Origin of the sequence: Acidovorax delafieldii 2AN, assembly GCF_000175235.1 — a bacterium.
Lineage (GTDB): Bacteria > Pseudomonadota > Gammaproteobacteria > Burkholderiales > Burkholderiaceae_C > Acidovorax > Acidovorax delafieldii_B.
In genome coordinates this window covers 1-24,089 of sequence record NZ_ACQT01000037.1, presented here as the reverse complement: position 1 = coordinate 24,089, position 24,089 = coordinate 1, and the positions used below count along the sequence as shown (strand labels likewise).

At 65.8% G+C, this 24,089-nt stretch carries 25 protein-coding genes; 13 read left to right on the top strand and 12 right to left on the bottom strand.

Translation table 11 applies throughout. The features are described 5' to 3' along the window. The 4 genes from ACDELDRAFT_RS07845 to ACDELDRAFT_RS07830 form a co-directional block, all read right to left on the bottom strand. A partial coding sequence (locus ACDELDRAFT_RS07845) for a methyl-accepting chemotaxis protein (RefSeq protein WP_005795265.1) occupies window positions 1-1,614 on the bottom strand: 1,614 nt, incomplete at its 3' end. A 138-nt stretch (window positions 1,615-1,752) separates the two neighbouring features. Further along, entirely contained in the window at window positions 1,753-4,107 is a 2,355-nt protein-coding gene (parC, locus tag ACDELDRAFT_RS07840; protein ID WP_005795263.1) for a DNA topoisomerase IV subunit A, read from the bottom strand. After that, on the bottom strand, window positions 4,104-4,874 hold the full coding sequence (locus tag ACDELDRAFT_RS07835) for a lytic transglycosylase domain-containing protein (protein ID WP_100084416.1): 771 nt from the start codon (window positions 4,872-4,874) through the stop codon (window positions 4,104-4,106). The genes parC and ACDELDRAFT_RS07835 overlap by 4 nt, the downstream gene beginning before the upstream one ends. Before the next feature lie 88 nt (window positions 4,875-4,962). Then, on the bottom strand, window positions 4,963-6,945 hold the full coding sequence (locus tag ACDELDRAFT_RS07830; RefSeq protein ID WP_040328453.1) for a DNA topoisomerase IV subunit B: 1,983 nt from the start codon (window positions 6,943-6,945) through the stop codon (window positions 4,963-4,965). A gap of 123 nt (window positions 6,946-7,068) precedes the next feature. Here ACDELDRAFT_RS07830 and ACDELDRAFT_RS07825 point away from each other — a divergent pair, with 123 nt between their 5' ends. The 6 genes from ACDELDRAFT_RS07825 to ACDELDRAFT_RS07805 all read left to right on the top strand — a co-directional run bounded on the left by ACDELDRAFT_RS07825 (window position 7,069) and on the right by ACDELDRAFT_RS07805 (window position 11,964). Further along, entirely contained in the window at window positions 7,069-8,286 is a 1,218-nt protein-coding gene (locus tag ACDELDRAFT_RS07825; RefSeq protein ID WP_040328450.1) for an MFS transporter, read from the top strand. A 26-nt stretch (window positions 8,287-8,312) separates the two neighbouring features. Then, the gene (locus ACDELDRAFT_RS24995) at window positions 8,313-8,468 is read left to right on the top strand and encodes a hypothetical protein (protein WP_005795256.1); all 156 of its coding nucleotides are present in this window, start codon (window positions 8,313-8,315) and stop codon (window positions 8,466-8,468) included. Window positions 8,469-8,544: 76 nt separating this feature from the next. Beyond that, window positions 8,545-9,096 carry a class I SAM-dependent methyltransferase gene (locus ACDELDRAFT_RS07820; RefSeq protein ID WP_005795254.1) on the top strand — a complete coding sequence of 184 codons (552 nt, stop codon included), beginning with the start codon at window positions 8,545-8,547 and terminating at the stop codon, window positions 9,094-9,096. 34 nt (window positions 9,097-9,130) lie between these two features. After that, window positions 9,131-10,027, top strand: a complete 897-nt coding sequence (dapA, locus tag ACDELDRAFT_RS07815) for a 4-hydroxy-tetrahydrodipicolinate synthase (RefSeq protein WP_005795253.1) — start codon at window positions 9,131-9,133, stop codon at window positions 10,025-10,027. A 44-nt stretch (window positions 10,028-10,071) separates the two neighbouring features. Continuing rightward, the gene (gene bamC / locus ACDELDRAFT_RS07810; protein ID WP_005795251.1) at window positions 10,072-11,163 is read left to right on the top strand and encodes an outer membrane protein assembly factor BamC; all 1,092 of its coding nucleotides are present in this window, start codon (window positions 10,072-10,074) and stop codon (window positions 11,161-11,163) included. A 12-nt stretch (window positions 11,164-11,175) separates the two neighbouring features. Next, window positions 11,176-11,964 (top strand): MBL fold metallo-hydrolase, encoded by a 789-nt coding sequence (locus ACDELDRAFT_RS07805; RefSeq protein WP_005795250.1) that lies wholly within the window; start codon window positions 11,176-11,178, stop codon window positions 11,962-11,964. A 197-nt stretch (window positions 11,965-12,161) separates the two neighbouring features. Here ACDELDRAFT_RS07805 and ACDELDRAFT_RS23970 read toward each other — a convergent pair whose 3' ends face one another. The 3 genes from ACDELDRAFT_RS23970 to ACDELDRAFT_RS07790 form a co-directional block, all read right to left on the bottom strand. Beyond that, complete coding sequence (locus ACDELDRAFT_RS23970; protein ID WP_040328446.1) at window positions 12,162-12,422, bottom strand: hypothetical protein; 261 nt, start codon at window positions 12,420-12,422, stop codon at window positions 12,162-12,164. A 198-nt stretch (window positions 12,423-12,620) separates the two neighbouring features. Then, window positions 12,621-13,139: a hypothetical protein gene (locus ACDELDRAFT_RS07795; RefSeq protein ID WP_005795248.1), complete on the bottom strand. Its 519-nt coding sequence runs from the start codon at window positions 13,137-13,139 to the stop codon at window positions 12,621-12,623. Then, complete coding sequence (locus tag ACDELDRAFT_RS07790) at window positions 13,136-14,275, bottom strand: cupin domain-containing protein (RefSeq protein WP_005795246.1); 1,140 nt, start codon at window positions 14,273-14,275, stop codon at window positions 13,136-13,138. The genes ACDELDRAFT_RS07795 and ACDELDRAFT_RS07790 overlap by 4 nt, the downstream gene beginning before the upstream one ends. 52 nt (window positions 14,276-14,327) lie before the next feature. On the opposite strand from ACDELDRAFT_RS07790, the gene ACDELDRAFT_RS07785 reads away from it, so the two are divergent. Continuing rightward, window positions 14,328-14,852, top strand: a complete 525-nt coding sequence (locus tag ACDELDRAFT_RS07785) for an FKBP-type peptidyl-prolyl cis-trans isomerase (RefSeq protein WP_005795244.1) — start codon at window positions 14,328-14,330, stop codon at window positions 14,850-14,852. Between the two features lie 46 nt (window positions 14,853-14,898). On the opposite strand, the gene ACDELDRAFT_RS07780 is transcribed toward ACDELDRAFT_RS07785, so the two are convergent. The 4 genes from ACDELDRAFT_RS07780 to coaBC form a co-directional block, all read right to left on the bottom strand. After that, complete coding sequence (locus ACDELDRAFT_RS07780; RefSeq protein WP_005795243.1) at window positions 14,899-15,408, bottom strand: glycine zipper 2TM domain-containing protein; 510 nt, start codon at window positions 15,406-15,408, stop codon at window positions 14,899-14,901. A gap of 298 nt (window positions 15,409-15,706) precedes the next feature. Then, complete coding sequence (dut, locus tag ACDELDRAFT_RS07775) at window positions 15,707-16,153, bottom strand: dUTP diphosphatase (protein WP_005795241.1); 447 nt, start codon at window positions 16,151-16,153, stop codon at window positions 15,707-15,709. Further along, window positions 16,150-16,302, bottom strand: a complete 153-nt coding sequence (locus tag ACDELDRAFT_RS25600) for a hypothetical protein (RefSeq protein WP_005795240.1) — start codon at window positions 16,300-16,302, stop codon at window positions 16,150-16,152. The genes dut and ACDELDRAFT_RS25600 overlap by 4 nt, the downstream gene beginning before the upstream one ends. Before the next feature lie 123 nt (window positions 16,303-16,425). Beyond that, entirely contained in the window at window positions 16,426-17,643 is a 1,218-nt protein-coding gene (gene coaBC / locus ACDELDRAFT_RS07770) for a bifunctional phosphopantothenoylcysteine decarboxylase/phosphopantothenate--cysteine ligase CoaBC (protein WP_005795238.1), read from the bottom strand. Between the two features lie 91 nt (window positions 17,644-17,734). Here coaBC and ACDELDRAFT_RS07765 point away from each other — a divergent pair, with 91 nt between their 5' ends. The 6 genes from ACDELDRAFT_RS07765 to ACDELDRAFT_RS23595 all read left to right on the top strand — a co-directional run bounded on the left by ACDELDRAFT_RS07765 (window position 17,735) and on the right by ACDELDRAFT_RS23595 (window position 22,849). After that, on the top strand, window positions 17,735-19,393 hold the full coding sequence (locus ACDELDRAFT_RS07765; RefSeq protein WP_005795237.1) for a CTP synthase: 1,659 nt from the start codon (window positions 17,735-17,737) through the stop codon (window positions 19,391-19,393). Between the two features lie 16 nt (window positions 19,394-19,409). Then, window positions 19,410-20,267, top strand: coding sequence for a 3-deoxy-8-phosphooctulonate synthase (gene kdsA, locus ACDELDRAFT_RS07760; protein WP_005795235.1), 858 nt, complete (start codon window positions 19,410-19,412; stop codon window positions 20,265-20,267). A gap of 4 nt (window positions 20,268-20,271) precedes the next feature. Beyond that, window positions 20,272-20,562 carry a DUF1330 domain-containing protein gene (locus ACDELDRAFT_RS07755; RefSeq protein ID WP_005795233.1) on the top strand — a complete coding sequence of 97 codons (291 nt, stop codon included), beginning with the start codon at window positions 20,272-20,274 and terminating at the stop codon, window positions 20,560-20,562. A 99-nt stretch (window positions 20,563-20,661) separates the two neighbouring features. Then, window positions 20,662-21,948 (top strand): phosphopyruvate hydratase, encoded by a 1,287-nt coding sequence (eno, locus tag ACDELDRAFT_RS07750; RefSeq protein WP_005795230.1) that lies wholly within the window; start codon window positions 20,662-20,664, stop codon window positions 21,946-21,948. Window positions 21,949-22,067: 119 nt separating this feature from the next. Continuing rightward, entirely contained in the window at window positions 22,068-22,346 is a 279-nt protein-coding gene (locus ACDELDRAFT_RS07745; protein WP_005795228.1) for a septum formation initiator family protein, read from the top strand. Between the two features lie 17 nt (window positions 22,347-22,363). Further along, window positions 22,364-22,849 carry a hypothetical protein gene (locus tag ACDELDRAFT_RS23595; RefSeq protein WP_005795226.1) on the top strand — a complete coding sequence of 162 codons (486 nt, stop codon included), beginning with the start codon at window positions 22,364-22,366 and terminating at the stop codon, window positions 22,847-22,849. A gap of 141 nt (window positions 22,850-22,990) precedes the next feature. On the opposite strand, the gene hslO is transcribed toward ACDELDRAFT_RS23595, so the two are convergent. Beyond that, window positions 22,991-23,983, bottom strand: a complete 993-nt coding sequence (gene hslO, locus ACDELDRAFT_RS07735; protein ID WP_040328440.1) for an Hsp33 family molecular chaperone HslO — start codon at window positions 23,981-23,983, stop codon at window positions 22,991-22,993. Window positions 23,984-24,089: the final 106 nt, after the last annotated feature.

The following is a 24,089-nucleotide window of genomic DNA, read 5'->3' as shown; positions in this document are numbered from 1 at the left end:
CTGTACGGCGGCGGAAGGTCGGCTGGCAGCGGGCTTCGCAGCGGCGACCAGAGGCTGCGCAGCCTGCCGGCCCGCGTTCACCTTGAACACCGACACCACCTGCGCCAACTGCTCGGCCTGCTCACGCAGGCTCTGTGCAGCGGCGGCACTTTCTTCGACCAGCGCGGCATTCTGCTGCGTCATCTGGTCGAGATTGCCCACGGCCTGGTTGACCTGGGCGATGCCCGCGCTTTGCTCGGTGGATGCGGCGGTGATCTCGCCAATCATGTCGGTCACACGCTGGACCGACTGAACGATGTCGGCCATGGTGGTGCCGGCGTCGGCCACCAGCCGCGAGCCCGTGTCCACCTTTTCGACCGAGGTGTTGATCAGCTGCTTGATCTCCTTGGCGGCCTCGGCGCTGCGCTGCGCCAGGCTGCGCACCTCGCTGGCCACCACGGCAAAGCCCCGGCCCTGTTCGCCCGCGCGCGCTGCCTCGACGGCGGCGTTCAGGGCCAGGATGTTGGTCTGGAAGGCAATACCGTCGATCACGCCGATGATGTCCGCAATCTTCTTGCTGCTGTGCTGGATCTCCTCCATGGTGGACACCACCTGGGTCACCACCTCACCCCCGCGGCGCGCGACGCCCGTCGCGCCCGTGGCCAGGCTGCTGGCCTGCTGGGCGCTGCCGGCGCTCTGCTGGATGGTGCTGGTGAATTGCTCCATGGCGGCTGCCGTCTGCTGCAGATTGCTCGAGGTCTGCTCGGTGCGCGCAGACAGGTCGTGGTTGCCGCTGGCGATCTCGGCGCTGGCCAGTGCAATGCTGTCGGTGCTCTGGCGCACCCGGTGCACCACCCGGCCCAGGGCATCGCTCATGGCGTACTGCGACCGCAGCAGGTCGCCGAACTCGTCGCCGCGCGTCACGGTGCCCTGCATGCTCAGGTCCCCGCCCGCGATGCGTGCCGCCAGATCATTGGCCAGGGCCAGGGGCTGCTGAATGCTGCGGATCAGGAAATACGCGCCGGCAATGATGGCCAGCAACAGCGCCGCCACGGCCACCGCAGCGATCTTCACGGTGAGCATGCGCGACGCCGCCATGTCCGCCAGGCTCGCCTGCGCGGTCTGCTGCTGCATCTGCACGAAATCGCGCAGGGTCTGCAGGTAGGCCGCCACGGCGGGGTTGTACGACTGCTTGATGAGGGCCACCGCCTGCTCGGCCTGCCCATCGGCCTTGAGCTGGCGGGCCTGGGCGCGCAGGTCGGTCATCGCCTTGCGGGCCGCGGCGATCTTGGCCATCTGTGCCCGGTCCGCCTCGGACAAAGACATGCCCTCGAGCGACTTTTGCACCTCGCTGATCTGCGCCGAGGTGGCGGGGATGACGTCCTTGAACTCGGCTTCGACGGCGGAGTCGCTGCTCACGATCAGCGCCTGCGTGCGCGCTGCGTTGGTTTCGGTCAGCCCGGCCCAGCGGATGGCGGCAGCCACGCGGGTTTCCATCTCCCTGGCCACCGCATCGGCCTGCGCTTGCACCTTGGCAGAGCGGTATCCCGAAAAGCCCACCACCAACACCAGCATGATCACGATCAGGACGACCGCCAGCCACAGCTTGTGGGCAATGCGCAGTTGATTCAGCATGCTTGTTCTCCTACTCTGTTATTTATGTAACAGATGGTGCGCGCATTTTCATTTTTCGCCAAATCCCGAGCACCATTCTGGGGCAGAGCGCCCACGCGGCAGAGGCCGGGCACCCCGCCACGCCGCGCCACGCCGCGCCTACTCCACGCGCGTGATGGACGTCGGCTTGAAGCCCAGATCGGCCGCCTTGCCCTTGCGCCCCCGCGCGGTGCGGGCGTTGTTGAGCGAGCGGATTTCCAGGGTTTCTTCGCGTGCCTTGCCCCCCCGGCCGATCCCCTCGATGCGCACACTGCGTGTGTAGGCCGCAGCGCCCGCCAACTGGTCTTTGGGTTCCAGGTCGATCAGCATCAAACCGCGTCCCCCGTTGGCCATGGTCTTGAGTTCGGAAATTTCGAACGTCAGGATGCGGCCGCCCGCCGATGCGCAGGCCACATGGGTGGCCGGCGGCAGGGGCTGTGCCCCTGTACTGCCCGCGGCATGGGAGGGCGGGCACACCGTCTCGCCTTCGCCCAGGGTGAGAAATGCCTTGCCGCCCTTCTGGCGCGAAACCAGGTTTTCCACGCTCGCCAGGAAGCCGTACCCCCCTGAATTCGACAGCAGCAAGGTGGCGCTGGCCGGGCCGGCAAAGTAGTGCAGCAGCTGCGTGCCGGATTCGAGTTCGATCAGGGTGGTGACGGGCTGCCCGTCGCCGCGCCCGCCAGGCAACTGCGCCACGGGCACCGAGTACACCCGGCCATTGCTGCCAAACCCGATGAGCTGGTCCACCGTGCGGCATTCGAACGTGGCATACAGCCCGTCGCCCGCCTTGAAGGCAAAGCTGGCCGCCTCGTGGCCATGGCCGGTGCGCGCACGCACCCAGCCCTTTTGCGAAACGATCACCGTCACGGGCTCGTCCACCACCTTGACTTCGGCCACGGCCTTCTTCTCGGCCTGGATCAACGTGCGACGCGCATCGGCAAAGGTCTTGGCGTCGGCTTCGATCTCCTTGACCATGGTGCGGCGCAGCGAGCCGGGGTTGTTCAGGATGTCTTCGAGCTTGCCCTGGCTTTCGCGCAGTTCTTTCAACTCCTGCTCGATCTTGATGGCTTCAAGCCGCGCGAGCTGACGCAGGCGGATTTCCAGGATGTCCTCGGCCTGCCGGTCGCTGAGGTTGAAGCGCGCGATCAGCGCGGCCTTGGGCTCCTCGGCCGCGCGAATGATGGCGATCACCTCGTCGATGTTGAGCAGCACGGTCTGCCGCCCTTCGAGGATGTGGATGCGGTCCAACACCTTGGCGAGCCGGTGCTGGCTGCGGCGGGTGATGGTGGTCTGGCGGAAGGCGATCCACTCTTCCAGCATCAGCCGCAACGATTTCTGCACCGGCTTGCCGTCCAGACCCACCATCGTGAGATTGATCGGGGCCGAAGTTTCCAGGCTGGTGTGGGCCAGCAGCGCGGTGATCAGCTCCTGCTGCGGGGTCTTGCCCGTCTTGGGCTCGAACACCAGGCGCACGGGCGCATCCTTGCTCGATTCGTCGCGCACCACGTCCAGCACGGCCAGCATGCTGGCCTTGAGCTGCGTCTGGTCTTGCGACAGCGCCTTCTTGCCGGCCTTGACCTTGGGGTTGGTGATTTCTTCGATCTCTTCGAGCACGCGCTGCGTGCTCACGCCGGGCGGCAGCTCATTGACCACCAGTTGCCATTGGCCCCGGGCCAGGTCTTCGATCTTCCAGCGCGCACGCACCTTGAGGCTGCCACGGCCCGTACGGTAGGCATCGGCGATGTCGCCCGCGCTGCTGATGATCTGGCCGCCGCCGGGGTAGTCCGGGCCGGGCACCAGGGCGAGCAGATCGTCCTGGCTCAGCGACGGTGTCTTGATGAGCGCGATGCAGGCGTCGGCAATTTCGCGCAGGTTGTGGCTCGGGATCTCGGTGGCCAGGCCCACGGCAATGCCGCTGGCGCCATTGAGCAGCGCAAACGGCAGGCGCGCGGGCAGCTGGCGCGGCTCCTCCGTGCTGCCGTCGTAGTTGGGCATGAAATCCACGGTGCCTTCGTCGATCTCGTCGAGCAGCAGGCTGGTGATGCGCGACAGGCGGGCCTCGGTGTAGCGCATGGCAGCCGCACCGTCACCGTCGCGGCTGCCGAAGTTGCCCTGGCCGTCGATCAGCGGGTAGCGCTGGGCAAAGTCCTGCGCCATGCGCACCAGCGCGTCGTAGGCGGACTGGTCGCCGTGCGGGTGGAAACGGCCGAGCACATCGCCCACCACGCGGGCGCTCTTGACAGGTTTGGCCGCGGTGCTGCGCGTGGGGCCGCTGTAGCCCAGGCCCATGCGGTCCATGGCGTACAGGATGCGCCGTTGCACGGGCTTGAGGCCATCGCACACATCGGGCAGTGCGCGGCCCTTGACAACCGACAGTGCGTATTCAAGGTACGCCCGCTGGGCGTAGCCTGCCAGGTCCAGCGCATCTCCTGCGTCGCCGGCGGTGGTGAAATCGAGAGTGGGTTGATCGCTCATTCGTTCGGGTTCGGTTCGGTCACGTTCTGGGTCTGCGCCAAGCGCATGGCGGGCAGGCCGCCCCGGTTGGAGGCGCCGCCCTGCAGTTCCATGCGCACACGGCCGGGAGCGGCGCGCTGGGCCAGCACGGGCGCCGGTGGCTTGAGCTGGGCATACAGGCCCAGCACCGTGCGCACGTAGTTCTGGGTTTCCTTGAAGGCCGGAATCTGGTTGCCGGCCTTCTGCACGGCGCCCTCGCCCGCGTTGTAGGCGGCCAGGGCCAGGTCCATGCGGCCGGGAAACAGGTCGAGCAGATGGCGCAGGTAGCGTGCGCCCACCGGCACGTTCACGGCCGGGTCTGCCAGCTTTTGCGCCACGGTGCGGCGGCCGTCGGCCACCACGCCAAAGCGCCCCGCCGTGGCGGGCAGCACCTGCATGAGGCCGATGGCCCCACGGGGAGAAACGGCGTCGGCGTCAAAGCCCGATTCGGTGGCGATCACGGCCTGCAGCAGTTCGTAATCCACCCCCTGGCGGCTGGCCGAGGCGCGCAGGTGGTGCTTGACGCGCTTGTAGTCGGGCGAGATGTCGAAAAACGCCAGCAAACGGGCGCCCGCAGCAGGCAGCGTCCCGCCAGGGCGCTGCGGGCCGGGCGGCACGTCGCGCGAGGAGTCGAATTCGGTGCCGCGGAAGAACAGCTGGTAGCGCGCGTCCGTCTGCTCGGCGGCGAAATGCGTCACACCCCGCTCGTCCACGAAGGCCCACAGGTCCGCATGCGCCATTTGCTGCATTAACAATAGCAGCAAAGGCACTACCAGCAAGCGCAAGCGGCCTAAAAGACACAAAATCGTGGGCATGAAGGGCTCCCGCGAGCTGCGGTCAGATGTCCACTTCCACCGCGTCGCCGTGCAGCTCCATCAGCTCGCGCCGTGAAGCGGCCTCGCCCTTGCCCATGAGCTTGGTGATGAGCCCCTCGGTGGCCGAGAAACCCGTGCCGCCCAGCTGCACCGGCAGCAGGCGCCGCGTGTCGGGGTTGAGCGTGGTTTCCCAGAGCTGCTCGGCGTTCATCTCGCCCAGGCCCTTGAAGCGGCTGATCTGGCATTTCTCGCGCGGCACGCCCTCCTTGGCGCACTTGTCGAGAATGGCCGTGAGCTCGCCGTCGTCCAGCGCATACATCTTGGCTGCGGGCTTCTTGCCGCGCGCGGGCACGTCCACGCGGAACAGCGGCGGGCGGGCGACGTAGATGTGCCCGGTTTCGATGAGCTTGGGAAAGTGGCGGAAGAACAGCGTGAGCAACAGCACCTGGATGTGCGAGCCGTCCACATCGGCGTCCGACAGGATGCAGACCTTGCCGTAGCGCAGACCCGAGAGGTCGGGCTCATCGGCCGGGCCGTGCGGGTCCACGCCCAGCGCCACCGAGATGTCGTGGATTTCGGTGTTGGCGAACAGCCGGTCGCGGTCCACCTCCCAGGTGTTGAGCACCTTGCCCCGCAGCGGCAGCACGGCCTGGTTTTCCTTGTCGCGCCCCATCTTCGCGCTACCGCCGGCCGAGTCGCCCTCGACCAGGAACACTTCGTTGTAGGCGATATCGCGGCTTTCGCAGTCGGTCAGCTTGCCCGGCAACACAGCCACGCCCGAGCCCTTGCGCTTCTCGACCTTCTGGCCGGCCCTCTGGCGGGTCTGCGCGGCCTTGATGGCGAGTTCGGCCAGCTTCTTGCCGTATTCCACATGCTGGTTGAGCCAGAGTTCGAGCGCAGGGCGCACGAAGCCCGACACCAGGCGCACGGCATCGCGCGAATTCAGGCGCTCCTTGATCTGGCCCTGGAACTGCGGGTCGAGCACCTTCGCGCTGAGCACATAGCTGGCGCGCGCAAACACGTCCTCGGGCATCAGCTTCACGCCCTTGGGCAGCAGTGAATGCAGTTCGATAAAGCTCTTGACGGCCTGGAACAACCCGTCGCGCAAGCCGCTCTCGTGCGTGCCGCCCGCGCTGGTGGGGATCAGGTTGACGTAGCTCTCGCGCACCGGCTGGCCGTCCTCGGTGAAGGCCACGCACCAGGCGGCGCCCTCGCCCTCGGCAAAGCTGTCGTGGCCCGCATCGGCGAAGCCTTCGCCCTCGAACAGCGGGATCACCGGGTCGGCGCTCAGCGTCTGCTGCAGGTAGTCGCGCAGGCCGCCCTTGTATTGCCAGGTCTGGGTGTCGCGCGTCTTCTCGTTGGTAAGCGAAACCGACACGCCGGGCATCAGCACGGCCTTGCTGCGCAGCAAGTGGGTGAGTTCGCCCAGCGGCAGCGCGCTCGATTCAAAGTACTTGGCGTCAGGCCAGACCCGCACCGTGGTGCCCTGCTTGCGCTCGCCGGCTTCCAGCGGCCGCGCCACCAGGGGCTCGACCACGTCGCCGGCCGAGAACACGAGGCGCGCCAGCTTGCCCTCGCGGTGGCTGGTGGCTTCGAGGCGCGTGGCCAGGGCGTTGGTCACGGAAACGCCCACGCCGTGCAGGCCGCCCGAGAAGCTGTAGGCGCCGCCCTTGCCCTTGTCGAATTTGCCGCCCGCGTGCAGGCGGGTGAACACGAGTTCGATCACGGGCGCCTTTTCCTCGGGGTGCAGGCCGAAGGGAATGCCCCGACCGTCGTCCTCGACGCTGACCGAGCCATCCTGGTGCAGCGTGACCTTGATCTTCTTGCCGAAGCCGGCCAGCGCCTCGTCGGCGGCGTTGTCGAGCACTTCCTGGATGATGTGCAGCGGGTTGTCGGTGCGGGTGTACATGCCCGGGCGTTGCTTGACGGGCTCCAGGCCCTTGAGCACGCGGATCGAGCCTTCGGAATATTCGCTGGCGGACACGGAAGACGGTTTGGCAGACATGGCGCGGATTGTAGTGCCGCAGCGCACCATCAACTGGATAAATACCCAGCCATGGTCCCGCCCGCCGGGAGGGGTCGTGTCGGCGTCAGGCAGAACGGGACGAGATTGGCTACATTTGCGCGCATGCATACCCATCCTCCCAAACTGTCCATGTTCCAGGTGCTGGCGTGTGGTGCCGCCATCGTGACCCTGTCCATGGGCATCCGCCACGGCTTCGGCCTGTGGCTGCAACCCATCACCCAGGAAATGGGCTGGACGCGCCAGTCGTTTGCGCTGGCCATTGCGATCCAGAACCTGTCGTGGGGCCTGATCGGCATCTTTGTCGGCATGGTGGCCGACCGTTTTGGCGCTTTCCGTGTGCTGGTGGGCGGTGCCGCGCTGTATGGATTGGGCCTGGTGGGCATGGCGTTGTCGCCCACGCCCACACTGTTCGCGCTGACCACCGGGGTGCTGATCGGCGCGGCCCAGGCAGGCACCACCTATGCCGTGATCTACGGCGTGCTGGGCCGCCAGATTGCCCCGGAGAAACGCTCGTGGGCCATGGGCGTGGCGGCGGCGGCCGGCTCTTTCGGCCAGTTTCTGATGGTGCCCATGGAAGGCTGGCTCATTGCCAGCCTGGGCTGGCAACAGGCGCTGCTGGCGCTGGCACTGATGGTGCTGCTCATCGTTCCGCTGGCGTTGGGCCTGCGCGAGCCCGGCTTCCAGGGGTCGGCGCCCGTCCGTCGCAACCAGACCATTGCGCAGGCACTGAGCGAAGCGTTCCGCTACCCCAGCTTCCTGCTGCTTACGGCGGGGTATTTCGTGTGCGGCTTCCAGGTGGTTTTCATTGGCGTGCACATGCCCAGCTACCTGCGCGACCATGGGCTGTCGCCCCAGGTGGCCAGCTATGCGCTGGCGCTGATCGGGCTGTTCAACGTGTTTGGCACCTACATCGCCGGCACGCTGGGCCAGCGCATGCCCAAGCGCAACATCTTGGCCTTCATTTATTTCACCCGCGCCGTCGTCATCACCATCTTCCTGCTGGTGCCCCTGTCGCCGCTGTCGGTGTATGTGTTTTCCGCCGTGATGGGGGCGCTGTGGCTGTCCACCGTCCCCCCCACCAACGCCACGATCGCGCAAATCTTTGGCGTGCAGCATCTTTCGATGCTGGGCGGTTTTGTCTTCTTCAGCCACCAGATCGGCAGCTTCATGGGGGTGTGGCTGGGCGGCTACCTGTATGACCGCACGGGCAGCTACGATGTGGTGTGGTACATCGCGATCGGGCTGGGCATCTTCGCGGGGCTGGTGAATCTGCCGGTCAAGGAAAGCCCCATCCAGCGCGCCGTGCCCCAGCCTGCCTGACAACACGCCGACGCCCGCCCCTTTCCATGTCCAGCCACACGCCTTCGACGCCTGCCTCTCACCGCACGGCCCGCCTGCTGGGCTGGGTGGCGGTGGTGGCGGTTCTGCTGGCGGTGTTTGCGCTCTACACCGCCCCCGGGTTCATGGTGATGCTGGCGGACCAGTTGTGGGCCTGTTTCTGAGAAATTCAGATGATTTTGGCCTGAAGCGCTCGTGCAGCATGCGCAGGAAGCTCTTTTTTCGATAGCAAAACACCACATGCACGGCACTGAAGCCCCTTCCGACTGGGTCCGCCGCTGGTCGCCGCTGGCGCCGCCCGGCAGTACGGCGCTGGATGTCGCCTGCGGCGCCGGCCGGCATCTGCGGTGGATGCATGCGCACGGCCATCCCACCGTGGGCGTGGACCGTTCCGCCGACGCGGTGGCAGCCTGCGCGCCCTGGGGCGAGATCCACTGCGCCGACATTGAGGAAGGCCCGTGGCCGTTCACAGGGCGGCAGTTTGGCGCGGTGATCGTCACCAACTACCTCTGGCGCCCCTTGCTGGGCACCCTGGTGCAGAGCGTGGCGCCCGGCGGCGTGCTGATCTACGAAACCTTCGCCAGCGGCAACGAAACGGTGGGCCGCCCCGCGCGCCCCGAATTTCTGCTGCAGCCCGGTGAACTGCTGGCCGCCTGCGCCACGCTGCGGGTCGTGGCCTACGAAGATGGATTTCTCGACGCGCCCGCGCGTTTTGTGCAGCGCATTGCCGCCGTGCGTGAAACCCCGGGGGCCAGCGCGCCTGCCCGGTACCGCCTTGGGCTTCCGCTCTAGTTAGAATGCCCTTTTACCGTTTTCAATTGCGGACATGACCTCTTCCAGCGCCTCTCTCACCGGCAGCATCGTCGCCCTCGTCACCCCCATGCACGAGGATGGCAGCGTGGATTACCCCACCTTGCGCAAACTGATCGACTGGCACATCGCCGAAGGCACCGATTGCATCGGCGTGGTGGGCACCACGGGCGAATCGCCCACGGTGAATGTGGAAGAGCACTGCGAAATCATCCGCGTGGCCGTGGAGCAGGCGGCCAGGCGCGTGCCCATCATGGCCGGCTGCGGTGCCAACTCCACCGCCGAGGCCATCGAACTGGCCAAGTTCGCCAAGAACGTCGGGGCCGACAGCCAGCTACAGGTGGTGCCCTACTACAACAAGCCCACCCAAGAGGGCCAGTACCAGCACTTCAAGGCGATTGCCGAGGCCACGGGCGACCTGCCCATCATTCTCTACAACGTGCCCGGCCGCTCGGTGGCGGACATGCTGCACGACACCGTGCTGCGCCTGGCGCAAGTGCCCGGCATCATCGGCATCAAGGAAGCCACCGGCAACATCGAGCGCGCCCAGTGGCTGATCCGCGACGTGCCCAAGGGTTTTGCCGTGTACTCCGGGGACGACCCTACCGCTGTGGCGCTGATGCTGTGCGGCGGCCAGGGCAACATCAGCGTGACGGCCAACGTGGCGCCCCGCCTGATGCACGAGTTGTGCGTAGCCGCCCTTGCGGGTGATGCGCGGCGCGCGATGGAGATCCAGTTCAAGCTGATGCCGGTGCACAAGAACCTGTTCATCGAAGCCAACCCGATTCCCGTGAAGTGGGCGATGGCCCGCATGGGCCTGTGCGCAAGCACCATGCGCCTGCCCATGACCCCCCTGAGCCCAGGCCACGAAGCCACGGTCGAAGGCGCGCTGCGCGCCAGCGGCCTGCTGTGAGCCGCTGTTCCCCCACACTTGAGACACTCTCTGAGGATTTCTGCGTGAATCACACTGCACGATTGGGCCTGCTGGGCCTTGCCATGGCTCTGTCCGCCTGCTCCGTTCTGGACGGCGACAAAATCGATTACAAAAGCGCCACCCAGGGGTCCACGCTAGAGGTGCCTCCCGACCTGACGCAGCTCTCCCGCGACAATCGCTATGCGGTACCGGGCAGCGCGGTGTCTGCTGCAGCATTCCAGGCAGGCCAGAACACCAAGACGTCCGCCGCAGCGACCGCAGCGGCCTCCAAGATTGGCGATGTCCGCATCGAACGCAACGGCAACCAGCGCTGGCTGGTGATCGACCGCCCCGCCGACAAGCTGTGGGAGCCCGTGCGTGAATTCTGGATCGAGAGCGGCTTCAACCTGGCCGTCGACCAGCCCGACCTGGGAATCCTGGAAACCGACTGGGCGGAGAACCGCGCCAAGCTGCCGCAGGACGTGATCCGCTCGACGCTGGGCAAGGTGTTCGAGTCACTGTATTCCACGGGTGAGCGCGACAAGTTCCGCACCCGCCTGGAACGCAATGCCAATGGCGGCACCGACATCTACGTGACCCACCGGGGCATGGTGGAGGTCTACACCAACACCTCCAAGGACAACACCATCTGGCAGCCCCGCGCCGCCGACCCCGAACTCGAGACCGAATTCCTGCGCCGCATCATGGTCAAGCTCGGCGTGAGCCAGGAGCAATCCAAGGCCGTGGCCGCAGCGCCCGCGCTCAAGGCCGCCACGGTGCGCATGGCCACCGAGAACAACGTGCCCGTGGTGCAGATGGACGAAGGGTTTGATCGCGCCTGGCGCCGCGTGGGCCTGGCGCTCGACCGCACCGGCTTCACCGTGGAAGACCGCAACCGCAACGAAGGGCTGTACTTCGTGCGTTACGTGGCACCCGGAACCGACAAGAAGGAGCCCGGCTTCTTCAGCAAGCTGTTTGGCGTCGGCTCGGCAGCGACACCACCGCTGAAATACCGCGTGGTAGTGCGCAGCCAGGGTGAGACCACGGCGGTTTCCGTACTGAACGAAGCCGGTGCGCCCGAATCCTCTGCCAACGCCGAACGCATCCTGCGCGTGCTGGCAGACGACCTGAAATAAGGCCACGCCCCGATGCTGCGTTTTCGCAGCTTGGGCAGCGGCAGCTCAGGCAATGCCACCGTGGTGGAGGCAAGCGACGGATTGCGGGTCCGCCGCCTGCTGGTCGATTGCGGCTTCGGCATCAGGCAACTGGCAACGCGGCTGGGCACCGCAGGCCTGCGCATCGACGAGATCGATGCCATTTTCATCACGCATGAGCACAGCGACCATATAGGCTGTGTCCAGGCCGTGGCCCTGCGCCACCGCATCCCCGTGTGGATGAGCGCTGGAACGTACGCAGCCATGGGCAGCCCGGACCTGGACGGGCTTCTTCACGAGGCCCATGACATGGCCGCCATCGATCTGGGGGCGTTATCGCTGCGGCCCTTCACCGTTCCCCACGATGCGCGTGAGCCCCTGCAGCTGCACTGCAGCGATGGCGCACACCACCTCGGCATACTGACCGATCTGGGCCATGCCAGCAACCACGTGCTGGAACAACTCCAGGGCTGCCACGCCCTTTTGCTCGAGGCCAACCACGACCCCGAACTGCTCGCCGCATCCGGCTACCCGGCCTTCCTGAAGCGCCGCATCGGGGGCGGGCACGGGCATCTGGCCAACCATGCTGCCGCAGGCATTCTGCAGGCCGTTCGGCACGCGGGCCTGAACCGCGTGGTGGCAGCCCACCTCAGCGCACAGAACAACGAACCGCTGCTGGCACAGGCAGCCCTCGCTGAGGCCCTTGGCTGGCCGGTGCAGGCGGTGGACGTTGCCTCGGCCAGCCTGGGCACCGACTGGATCACGGTCACAGCCACCCATTGACCTATCTGGAACCTGAGCCCGACAGCGGGACAGCGATGGCAGGCGGTGTTCACGCGCCGGCCGGTGCAGTTGCGGCACCTTGGCCGCGAAGTGCGGCACGGGCGCAGCAATAAAAAAACCCCGTCCTGAAAGGGTACGGGGTTTTAGGTGCCAAGGGGGCCGGCCGCTAAGCCGACAGCCCCGGCATCCGTTCTGGCTTACTTCGTGGCGGAAGCAGCGCCCGTTGCAGCGGTGGCAGCAGCGTCAGCGGCGGCCTTGGCAGCGTCAGCAGCAGGCGCAGAAGCGTCAGCAGCAGGCGCAGCAGCCGGTGCGGCTTCAGCAGGAGCTGCAGCAGGTGCAGGGGCGGCAGCAGGAGCTTCCACAGGAGCCGGTGCGGGAGCAGCGGGCTCTTCCTTCTTGCCGCAAGCGGCGAGGGCGGCGGCAGCGATCAGGGTAGCCAGAACGAGGGAGTTCTTCATTTCAATTTTCCTAGTTGGACAGACAAAAATCCGAAAGTGCCGCAACGACCAGCTTCTGCAGCCATGACGCATTGGCGGAATGCACTTGCATGCTTTTCTCAGCGCAGTCAGTCATTATATTGAGATTTCGTCAATCCTGACTAACACTGACAACCAGCAACCCCTGCACGCCTTTTTTCGGGCATGCCCTTAACAACGTTACAAACCCAGGGTGGTTGACGGGAAACCCGGGGAACTTTTGCTCCGCAGCCATTCGTTCAGCGATTCGCGCAGCAGCACGCGGCGCTCGGGTTCGGCGCCGCTCACCCCCACGCAACGCAAGGGGTCGATGCGGTGCAACACCCATGCGGGCGACCACAGGGCGCTGGGCAGATCGAGCGGATCGGCCTCGGGGCTGCGCCGGCAGGTGATGATATGGTCCCATGTGCCGCGCCAGCGCACGAAGCGCGCGTGCCGGCGTATCACCTCGTCGTAGGTGCAAGCCAGCATGGTGAAGCGTCGGCCGCCGCGTGCCCACTGCTGCAACGACTCGATCACGGCCAGCTCGCCCAGGGGCCAGTCGTGAAAATTGGCATCGCTGAGCACGATCTCCGGCCAGCCCTCGCGGGCTGCGGTGGCCAGGCCGTCGCGCAAAAGCTGCGTGAAGGCCTCTCGGCCGCTGAACCGGCCCGACGGCAGGCCCGGCAACGAAGGTGCTGCGGCTGCCGGTTCGGTCATGGAGTTTCCCGCGGGTACACGCCTGCGTGAGCCCAGCCGGCATCGCACCACGAAGACAACAACTCCAGCGCCTCGTCGCTGGCGCGCGCGAGCTCGCGGCTTCCGAGCCACCGCTGGTCTGCCAGCCGGCGCATCAGGGTGGCATCACGGCCGGCCGCGCGGTAGCTGTCGCCATTGATGAAGACGTGCTGTGCGTCGTACATCATGCGGGTGCGCCGATCTAGCACCACCCCCTCCAGCATCACGCCGACATCCTGCGGCTCGAACCAGACGCTGGGCTTGGGTTCGGTCAGGTATTCACCCAGCGCGCGTTGCAGCGCCAGCGGCTCGCGCAATGCGCGCTCAAGGGCATCGCGTGCAAACTCATGCAACTGCTCGGGAATCGCGGCGGGCTGCTCAACGGCTTCCTGCCCTGCATCTCGGTACAGAACCGGCACATCGTCGTCCCCCTCCTCCTCGGCCACCCGCAGGAGAAGCTCACGCGCCAGTTCCGCGCGCGCCGGCACCTTGAAACCGATCGAATAGGTCATGCATTCCCCCTCGGCAATGCCGTCGTGGGCATAGCCGGGCGGCAGGTACAGCATGTCGCCCGGCTCGAGCACGAACTCTTGCTCGGGCTCGAAATGGGCAAGCACCTTCAACGGAATGTCGCCCCGCAGGCGTTTGTCCTTCTGACGGCCGATGCGCCAGCGGCGCCGTCCGTGCGCCTGGAGCAGGAAGACATCGTAGCTGTCGAAATGCGGGCCTACGCCGCCGCCATCCGTCGCATAGCTGATCATCAGGTCGTCCAGCCGCGCGTCAGGCACAAAGCGGAACTGGTTCATGAGGGCATGGATGCGGTCGTTGTGCAGATCGACGCCCTGCACCAACAGGGTCCAGCGCGGCTGCTGAAGCCCCGGCAACGACCTGCGCGGGAACGGACCGTGGCGCAGTTTCCAGCCGTCATTGACCTGCTGCACCAGGCGCGATTCCACACCCTCCTGCCCGGCCAGCGCAAACAGGTCGGCACGCAGCACAGGCGGTGCGAAACCCGCCACGGCCTGGCGCACCAACAACGGTTTTTTCTGCCAGTGGCGGCGCATGAATTGCGCAGGGCTCATGCCTCCAAGCAGGGGAAGGGGGTGCTGGGTATCCATGGAAACCTGTCTGCCCGGATAGGGCGATTGATCAAACTGCGACAATTCTCCTATGGAAATTACCCAACAATGTGTGGTCGCACTGACCTGGATCCTCAAAGACACTCTTGGCGAAGAGTTGGACGTGCTCGACGACCCCGTCGAATTCCTGCTGGGCGGCGATGATCTGCTCCAACGCATCGAGGAGGCGCTGCAGGGCCACAGCGCCGGTGCCACGCTCGCGCTGCATCTGGAACCAGAAGACGCGTTCGGCGACTTCAACGACCAACTGCTCTTTCTCGAACCCCGAAATTTGTTCCCCGCAGAGATCGAGGAGGGGATGACATTCGATGGCAGCGCACTTCCCGAAGGCTGCAACCCTTCCGCACCCCGCAGCGGGCTGTACACCGTGGCGCAAATCTATCCCGAGCATGTGGTGCTGGACGGCAACCACCCTCTGGCCGGCATTGCACTGAGGCTGCAGCTGAAGGTGCACGCCGTGCGCGAAGCCACCGAGGAAGAGATCGGCAAAGGCACAGCTGGCACGGGCTTCTTCCGGGTCCAACCCCAGGCGCCCGGCAGCTCTCTGCTCCACTGAAATGCAAATGGCGGCCCGCAGGCCGCCATCTTCTTCCAATCGTGCTTCAGAGGCGCGAAATCTGACCGTTGTACAACCTGACCCGGTCACCCGGGCGCAGATCGCCTGGGTTGCTCACGTCGTACGACCGGTAACCCCCCTGGTCGAGCTGGACGGAAATGCGATACCCCTGCACGTCGCCGCCGCCGCTGTTGCGCCCTTCAATGGCATTGCCTGCCACCGCGCCGCCCACAACCCCCACTGCCGTGGCGGCAGCGCGGCCTGAACCCCTGCCGACCTGATTGCCCAGCACACCGCCGACCACGGCGCCCAGCACGGCGCCGGCGCCCGAGGTCTGCCCCTGGCTGCGGCCTTGCAGCACCTCGATGTTGGCCACGCGCCCGTATTCGGTTCCCATGGCATTGTTGGAGTAAGCCGGAGCGTTGCTCTGGTAGCCACTTGAGTAACCGCCCGAGGGGTAATACGTGGGCGCCGTGCGTTGGGGTGCGCATGCGGCGAGCGCTCCCAGCATGAGGATGGAGCCCGCCAGCATGGCGGAACGGGTGATCTGGTGCATATCTGTTCTCCTTGAAAGTGACCGCATGAGGATCGTATCGGCACCGGGTGCCAGCCATGTTTCCGATTGAATCACGCGCCGGAGGTTCCTGCGGGCCAGTGAAGCACGGACGCAGCAGTGGGCCCCGCCGCATTCGGCGCGTAGGACCTCGCCTACGCCGACGTGCAGCATGGCGGGATTTCGCGCTGCAACGCCAGGCAACGGCGTCTTTCCTGGTGCTGCAAAGTTGCGCGGCGCTCTACGGCACCCGCGGCCCGCACGACACCCAGGATTCCGCCCCGACAGCTATGTCCAGAAATCAGCCCTTGCCCGTAGAGCCATACCCGCCCTCGCCGCGCTCGGTGGCCTCGAACTCGGTCACTACATTGAATTGCGCCTGGACGACGGGCACGATCACCAGTTGGGCCAGCCGCTCCATGGGAGCCAGCGTGAACGGCACCGTGCTGCGGTTCCAGGCACTGACCATGAGTTGCCCTTGGTAGTCGCTGTCGATCAACCCCACGAGGTTGCCCAGCACGATGCCGTGCTTGTGGCCCAGCCCTGAACGGGGCAGGATCAGCGCGGCATAGCCCGGATCACGAATGAACATGGCGATGCCGGTCGGCACGAGCTGCCACGCATTGGGCGCCAACTCCAGTGGCGCATCGATGCAGGCCCGCAGGTCGAGGCCCGCGCTGCCCGCCGTGGCATAGGCGGGCAGCTGGTCGGCCATCCGGGCATCGAGAATCTTGACGTCGATCTTCATTTCTTGCTCTTTCTGGTATCAGGGGAGGCGTTGACAGAAGTTTGCACCCGCCTGCCGGCGCTGCCGCTGCTGCGAAAAGCCCGACGAGCCAACAAGTGCGTGCGCGGCTCGGTGCCAGTCATCTCCATCACGCTGACCGCGCCGGCCATGGGGCCACGGCTCGGGGCCAGCGCATCGGAAATCTGGATGCAAGCGCAGGTACGGGTTCGGATACGGGTTCGGGTGCGCCGGGCCGGCCCGGCAGAGACCCGGCCCGGTCCGGCAAAGCGGGCCTACTGTTCAGGCAGGCGCCGGGCGATCTCGGCCACCAGTTGGTGGGCCAGTGTCCGCTTGGAGGCACGCGGCAATTCGCGGTGGCCTTGCGCATCCACCAGCAGGAGGGCGTTGTCGTCCTGCCCGAAGGTGGCGGGGCCGATGTTGCCCACCAGCAGCGGCACACCTTTGCGCGCGCGCTTGGCCGTTGCGTGGGCCAGCAGATCGTGGCTTTCGGCCGCGAAGCCTACGCAGAACAGATCGCCCGTCAGGGCGTGCGGCGATCGGGCCACCGTGGCCAGAATGTCCGGATTTTCGACAAAACCCAGCACCGGCGGCTGGCCAGACCCATCCTTCTTGATTTTCTGACTGGAAGAGGTGGCCGGCCGCCAGTCGGCCACCGCTGCAGTTGCTATGAATACTGAAGCAGATTGCGCATGCTGCTCAACCGCTGCGAGCATTTCTTGTGCAGATTGGACATCCACGCGACGGACACCCCGAGGCGTGGGCAAATGCACCGGTCCCGCCACCAGGGTGACGTCGGCGCCCGCCTCGCGCGCTGCCCGCGCAATGGAAAACCCCATCTTCCCGCTCGACAGATTGGTGATGCCGCGCACGGGGTCCATGGCCTCGAACGTGGGGCCGGCGGTAATGAGAACCCGGCGGTTCGCCAGCACCTTGGGCACAAAGAAGGCCACCAACTCTTCGAGCAGTTCGGAAGGCTCCAGCATGCGGCCGTCGCCAGTTTCTCCACAGGCCTGGTCGCCATTGCCCACGCCCAGCACCACGGCGCCATCCTGCGCCACCTGGGCCAGGTTGCGCTGCGTGGCTGGGTGGGCCCACATTTCGCGGTTCATCGCCGGCGCCAGCAGCAGCGGCACCCGGTCGACGGGGCGGGCCAGGCACAGTAGGCTGAGCAGCTCGTCTGCCCGCCCTTGCACCAGGCGTGCAATGAAATCGGCACTGCAGGGCGCGATCAGGATGGCATCGGCCTCGCGGCTGAGGTTGATGTGGGGCATGTTGTTGGGCTCGCGCGCGTCCCACTGCGAGGAATACACGCGCCGCCCGGACAGGGCCTGCATGGTGACCGGTGTCATGAATTGCCCGGCAGCTTCGGTCATCACAACCTGGACGGTGGCGCCCTCCTTGATGAGAAGGCGGCACAGATCGGCCGCCTTGTAGCAAGCCACGCCCCCGCTCAGACCCAGAACAATGTGTTTGCCAGCAAGCTCATTCATGCGGCGAATTTAGCAGACGGGGGTGCCCCTGCCGATGGGGGTGTCGCCGGGGTGCCATCTATAATCCCAATTTCCCACCACCAAAAAAGACATGACCAAATTTGTCTTCGTCACCGGCGGTGTGGTGTCTTCCCTCGGTAAGGGAATCGCCTCAGCCTCCCTTGCCGCGATCCTCGAATCGCGGGGACTCAAAGTCACCCTCATCAAGCTTGACCCCTACATCAACGTAGACCCGGGCACCATGTCGCCGTTCCAGCACGGCGAGGTGTTCGTGACCGATGACGGCGCAGAAACCGACCTGGATCTGGGCCACTACGAGCGTTTCATCGAAACGCGCATGAAGAAAACCAACAACTTCACCACGGGCAAGATCTACCAGTCCGTGCTGGAGAAGGAACGCCGCGGCGACTACCTGGGCAAGACCGTGCAGGTCATCCCCCACGTCACCAACGAAATCCAGGAATTCATCCAGCGTGGCGCCGGCATCGGCACGCCCGATGCCGTGGACGTGGCCATCGTCGAGATCGGCGGCACCGTGGGCGACATCGAATCGTTGCCGTTCCTCGAAGCCGTGCGCCAGATGAGCCTGCGCATGGGCCCCAACAACGCGGCCTTCGTGCACCTGACCTACCTGCCCTGGATCGCGGCAGCGGGCGAGCTCAAGACCAAACCCACCCAGCACACGGTGCAGAAGCTGCGCGAAATCGGCATCCAGGCCGACGCCCTGCTCTGCCGCGCCGACCGCCGCATCCCCGAAGAAGAACGCGCCAAGATCTCGCTGTTCACCAACGTGCCCGAATGGGGCGTGATCAGCATGTGGGACGTGGACACCATCTACAAGGTGCCCCGCATGCTGCACGAGCAGGGCCTGGACGGCCTGATCTGCGACAAGCTGCGCCTGAACACCCCACCCACCAGCCTCAAGCGCTGGGACGACCTGGTGTACGAAACCGAACACCCCCAGGGCGAGGTCACCATCGCCATGGTGGGCAAGTATGTGGACCTGTCGGACAGCTACAAGTCCGTGAACGAGGCCCTGCGCCATGCCGGTATGAAGAACCACGTGCGCGTGAAGATCGAGCACCTGGATTCGGAAACCATCGAAAGCGCCGACGCGGCGCAAAAGCTTGCCAAGTACGACGCCATCCTGGTGCCCGGCGGCTTTGGTGTGCGCGGCGTGGAAGGCAAGATCGCCACCGCCCAGTACGCCCGCGAGCACAAGGTGCCCTACCTGGGCATCTGCCTGGGGATGCAGGTCGCCACCATCGAATACGCACGCCATGTGGCGGGCCTGGCCCACGCCAACAGCACCGAATTCGATCCCGCCACGCCCCACCCCGTGATCGCGCTGATCACCGAGTGGAAAGACGCCGACGGCACCATCAAGAAGCGTGATGAGAATTCGGACCTGGGCGGCACCATGCGGCTGGGCGCACAGAGCTCCGACGTGGCGCCTACCACCCTGGCGCACAGCATCTACGGCGACGTGGTGACCGAGCGCCACCGCCACCGCTACGAAGCCAACGTCAACTACCTTGACCAGCTGCGCAAGGCCGGCCTCGTGATCTCGGCACTGACGCAGCGCGAGCATCTGACTGAAATCGTCGAACTGCCGCAAAGTGTCCACCCCTGGTTCATCGGCGTGCAGTTTCACCCCGAGTTCAAGTCCACGCCCTGGAACGGCCACCCGCTGTTCAATGCCTTCATCAAGGCGGCCGTGGAGCACCAGAAGCAAACGGCGAAAGCCTGATCGGAAGGAGCCACCCATGCAGCTGTGCGGATTCAACGTCGGCCTGGACCAGCGCTTCTTCCTGATCGCGGGCACCTGCTCCATCGAAGGCCTGGAGATGTCGCTCGACGTCGCAGGGCAGCTCAAGGAAGCCTGCACCGCTTTGGGCATTCCCTTGATCTACAAAGGCTCGTTCGACAAGGCCAACCGCTCGTCGGGCACCAGCAAGCGCGGTGTGGGCCTCGATGCCGGCCTGAAGATCCTCGATGAAGTGCGCCGCCAGCTGCAGCTGCCCATCCTGACCGATGTGCACGACACCTCGCACGTGGCCGAGGTGGCCAGCGTGGTCGATGTGCTGCAAACGCCGGCCTTCCTGTGCCGCCAGACCGACTTCATCCGCGCGGTGGCGCAAAGCGGCAAGCCGGTGAACATCAAGAAGGGCCAGTTCCTCGCGCCCTGGGACATGAAGAACGTCATCGACAAGGCCCGCGCCGCAGCGGCCGAAGTCGGCCTGTCGGAAGACCGCTTCCTGGCCTGCGAGCGCGGCGTGAGCTTTGGCTACAACAACCTGGTGGCTGACATGACCAGCCTGGCCGAGATGCGCAACTCCGGCGCGCCGGTGGTGTTTGACGTGACCCATTCGGTGCAAAAGCCCGGCGGCCTGGGCGCCGTGAGCGGCGGCGCGCGCGAGATGGTGCCCGTGCTGGCACGCGCCGGCGTGGCCGCGGGCGTGGCGGGCCTGTTCATGGAAACCCATCCCAAGCCCGCCGAAGCTTGGTCGGACGGCCCCAACGCCGTGCCGCTCAAGCACATGAAGGCGCTGCTGGAGACCTTGGTGGCACTGGACGACATCACCAAGAAAAACGGATTCCTCGAAAACAACTTTGGAGCCTGAAGACATGAGCAGTGGTTACGTCATCGCATCCGTCACCGTCACCAACCCCACGCAGTACGAGGAGTACCGCAAGTGGAGCACGCTGGCCATGCAGGCCCACGGCGCCGAAGTGTGCGTGCGCGGCGGCAAAGTGGAGGTTCTGGAAGGAGACTGGAACCCAGGCCGCACCGTGATCCTCAAGTTCCCAAGTTTCGAAGCAGCCCGCGCCTTCTACGACACCCCCGAGTACCAGAAAGCCAAGGCGGCCCGTGAAGGCGCCGCCATCATGCGCATGGTATGCGTCGAAGGCGTCTGAACAGCGCAGGCTTGAATGCTCGCTAATTGATAGCAATCAGCGTTTGAACAACATGCGCTGAAGCCCGATTTGATTTAAAACTTCTGTCAAAGGAAACCCATGAGTGCCATCGTTGACATCGTAGGCCGCGAAGTGCTGGACAGCCGCGGCAACCCCACAGTCGAATGCGACGTACTGCTCGAATCGGGCGTGATGGGGCGCGCCGCCGTGCCGTCGGGCGCCTCCACCGGCAGCCGCGAAGCCATCGAACTGCGTGACGGTGACAAGAGCCGTTACCTTGGCAAGGGCGTGCTCAAGGCCGTCGAGCACATCAATACCGAGATCAGCGAGGCCGTGCTGGGCCTGGACGCCTCCGAGCAGGCCTTCCTCGACAAGACCCTGATCGACCTGGACGGCACCGACAACAAGAGCCGCCTGGGCGCCAACGCCATGCTGGCCGTCTCCATGGCCGTAGCGCGCGCCGCCGCCGAAGAATCCGGCCTGCCCCTGTACCGCTACCTCGGCGGCATGGGCGGCATGCAACTGCCGGTGCCGATGATGAACGTCATCAACGGCGGCGCGCACGCCAACAACAGCCTGGACCTGCAAGAGTTCATGATCATCCCCGTGGGCGCCCCCACCTTCCGCGAGGCCCTGCGCTGGGGCGCGGAAGTGTTCCACGCCTTGAAGAAAATCCTGCACGACAAGGGCATCAGCACCGCCGTGGGCGATGAGGGCGGCTTCGCCCCCAGCGTCGAAAACCATGAAGCTGCGATCCAGCTGATCCTGCAGGCCATCGAAGCTGCCGGCTACACCGCCGGCGAGCAGATCGCCCTGGGCCTGGACTGCGCTGCCAGCGAGTTCTACAAGGACGGCATGTACGTGCTGGAGGGCGAAGGCGGCCTGCGCCTCACGGCCCAGCAGTGGACCGACATGCTGGCCACGTGGGTCGACAAATACCCCATCATCAGCATTGAAGACGGCATGCACGAAGGCGACTGGGAGGGCTGGAAGATCCTGACCGAGCGCCTGGGCAACAACGTGCAGCTCGTGGGCGACGACCTGTTCGTCACCAACACCCGCATCCTGAAGGAGGGCATCGACAAGCGCATCGCCAACTCGATCCTCATCAAGATCAACCAGATCGGCACGCTGACCGAAACCTTTGCCGCCATCGAGATGGCCAAGCGCGCCGGCTACACCGCCGTGATCTCGCACCGCTCGGGCGAAACCGAAGACAGCACCATCGCCGACATTGCCGTGGGCACCAACGCGGGCCAGATCAAGACCGGCTCGCTGTCGCGCTCGGACCGCATCGCCAAGTACAACCAGCTGCTGCGCATCGAGGAAGACCTGGGCGACATCGCCCACTACCCTGGCCGCGCCGCGTTCTACAACCTGCGCTGAGCAATGCCTTTGCGCGGACTCCCAGCCCCCTCCTCCACCGCCTCGCGGTGCGGGCGGGTTGCAGGGCGCCTGCGTGAAGCACGGGGCGGCGCGGCTGTGATGGGGATTACCATCTAGCCATGGCGTCCCGTCTTGTTCCTGTCGTGCTGCTGGCCCTGCTGGCAGCGGTGCATGCCCAACTCTGGCTGGGGCGGGGCAGCATCCCCCGCGTGCAGGAGATGCAGCGGCAGCTTGACGCGCAGACCGCAGCGAACGACCAGGCCCGCCAGGTCAATGAACGCCTGAGTTCCGAGGTGCATGACCTCAAGGAAGGGCTGGACATGGTGGAAGAAAAGGCCCGCAGCGAACTGGGCATGGTCAAGCCCAACGAGGTCTACGTGCAGTACATGCCACGTTGATTCTGGCCGTGGGGCGCATGCTGCAAACCATTGCCGTGCTGGGCACGCCCGGAACCGGGCCGGGCGAGCTGGCCGCGGCCATCAACCGACAGGCGCCATGGGCCTCGGGTGCGCTGTATGCCATCGCTCCTGACGTGGACGCCGACCGTCCGCAGACTCTCTCTGACGCAACCCGCATCCTGCAAGGGGCAGCCCTCACCCTGCTGATGGGGCTGGACCTGCCCTGCACCGCGGCCGAGCAAGGCCTGCGCGAAACCTTCGACAGCCGACTGCGCGCTGCGTTGTCGGCAGCCTCTGTGCGCTACCACGTGGTGTATGGAAACGGGCCACAGCGGCTCGAAAACGCTCTTCGCGCTATCGGATCAATAGCAAAAAACACACACTCAGAAAGCACCAGCGGCATTTTTAGTCCCAAACCTGCCGCGCTGCGCGCGTGGCATTGCGAGAAATGCAGCGATCCCGAGTGCGAGCACCGTCTGTTCAGCGCCCTGGTGGGCCGCTGACCCTGCGCACAGTCCAGCAACCATCGCCCCGGTCGCACCTTTCGCTGGGTTGGCCCGGCTGGCCCCCATGGACGGCATCACAAAGGCTGCGATGGCGGCCAGTCAATACCGGAGGAGGCCGGCTCCCCCCCCTGCAGCGGCCTACTGAATGCCCGGCGGCACTGGCGGCTGGCGAACGGCTGGCGAGGCGAAGATCTGCGCGGCATCCACCGGATCGAACCGGTACTGCTGGCCGCAAAAGTCACAGCCCACCTCGACATCCCCGCGCTCGGCCAGAATGCTCTCCACCTCGTCCTGTCCCAGGCTGCGCAGCATGTTGCTCACGCGTTCACGGCTGCAGCTGCACGCGAAGCGCGGGCCCGTGGCGCCCTGCTGGGGTTCAAAGCGCAGCAGCTTCTCTTCCCAGAACAAGCGGCGCAGGATGGTGTCCACGTCCAGGGTCAGCAGCTCTTCGCGGGTCAGGCTTGAGGCCAGATGGGCAATGCGGTTGTAGTCCTCGTTGTGGCCGATCTGGTCTTCGTTCTCGCGGTGCGTCAGGCCCGCCGCCAGATTGCCCTCGCCCTTGAGGGGCATGCGCTGGATCAGCAGGCCCGCCGCCACGGTGTCGCTGGCCGCCAGCACCAGCACGGTATCGAGCTGCTCGGACTGCAGCATGTAGTGCTGCAGCACATCCGACAGGCGTTCCAGCTTTTCGTGGTGGTCGCCGTGCAACGGCACCACGCCCTGGTAGGGCTGCTGGCCAGGGTGGCGATCCTTGGGGTCGAGGGTGATGGCGCAGCGCCCGCCGCCACCCACGTTGAGCATCTGGCTCAGCTGTGCATCGGCCGGCACGGTGCCGTTCACGGTGGCGGTCGCGCGCAGGCTCAGGTCGGACTGCACCTCGGCCACCGCCAGCTTGACGGGGCCATCGCCAAAGACCTGCAGCACCAGCGCGCCGTTGAACTTGATGTTCGACTGCATGAGCACCCCGGCGGCCGCCATTTCACCCAGCAGTTCGCGCACGGGCGGCGGGTAGGCACCCGTGGTGGTGTTGCTGGCGCGGCGCGCAAGGATGTCGGTCCAGGCCTCGGTCAGGCGCACGATCATGCCGCGCACGGGCATGCCATCGAAAAGAAACTTGTGGAGTTCAGACACGCAGAAATTCCAGAAAGTGGCAAGCCGCCATCAGCGGCGGCATGCAAAAAAACCATTGGACGGGAGGGACCGCGCGGCGCGCTCGCTGCGCCCCGCGGCAGCGGAG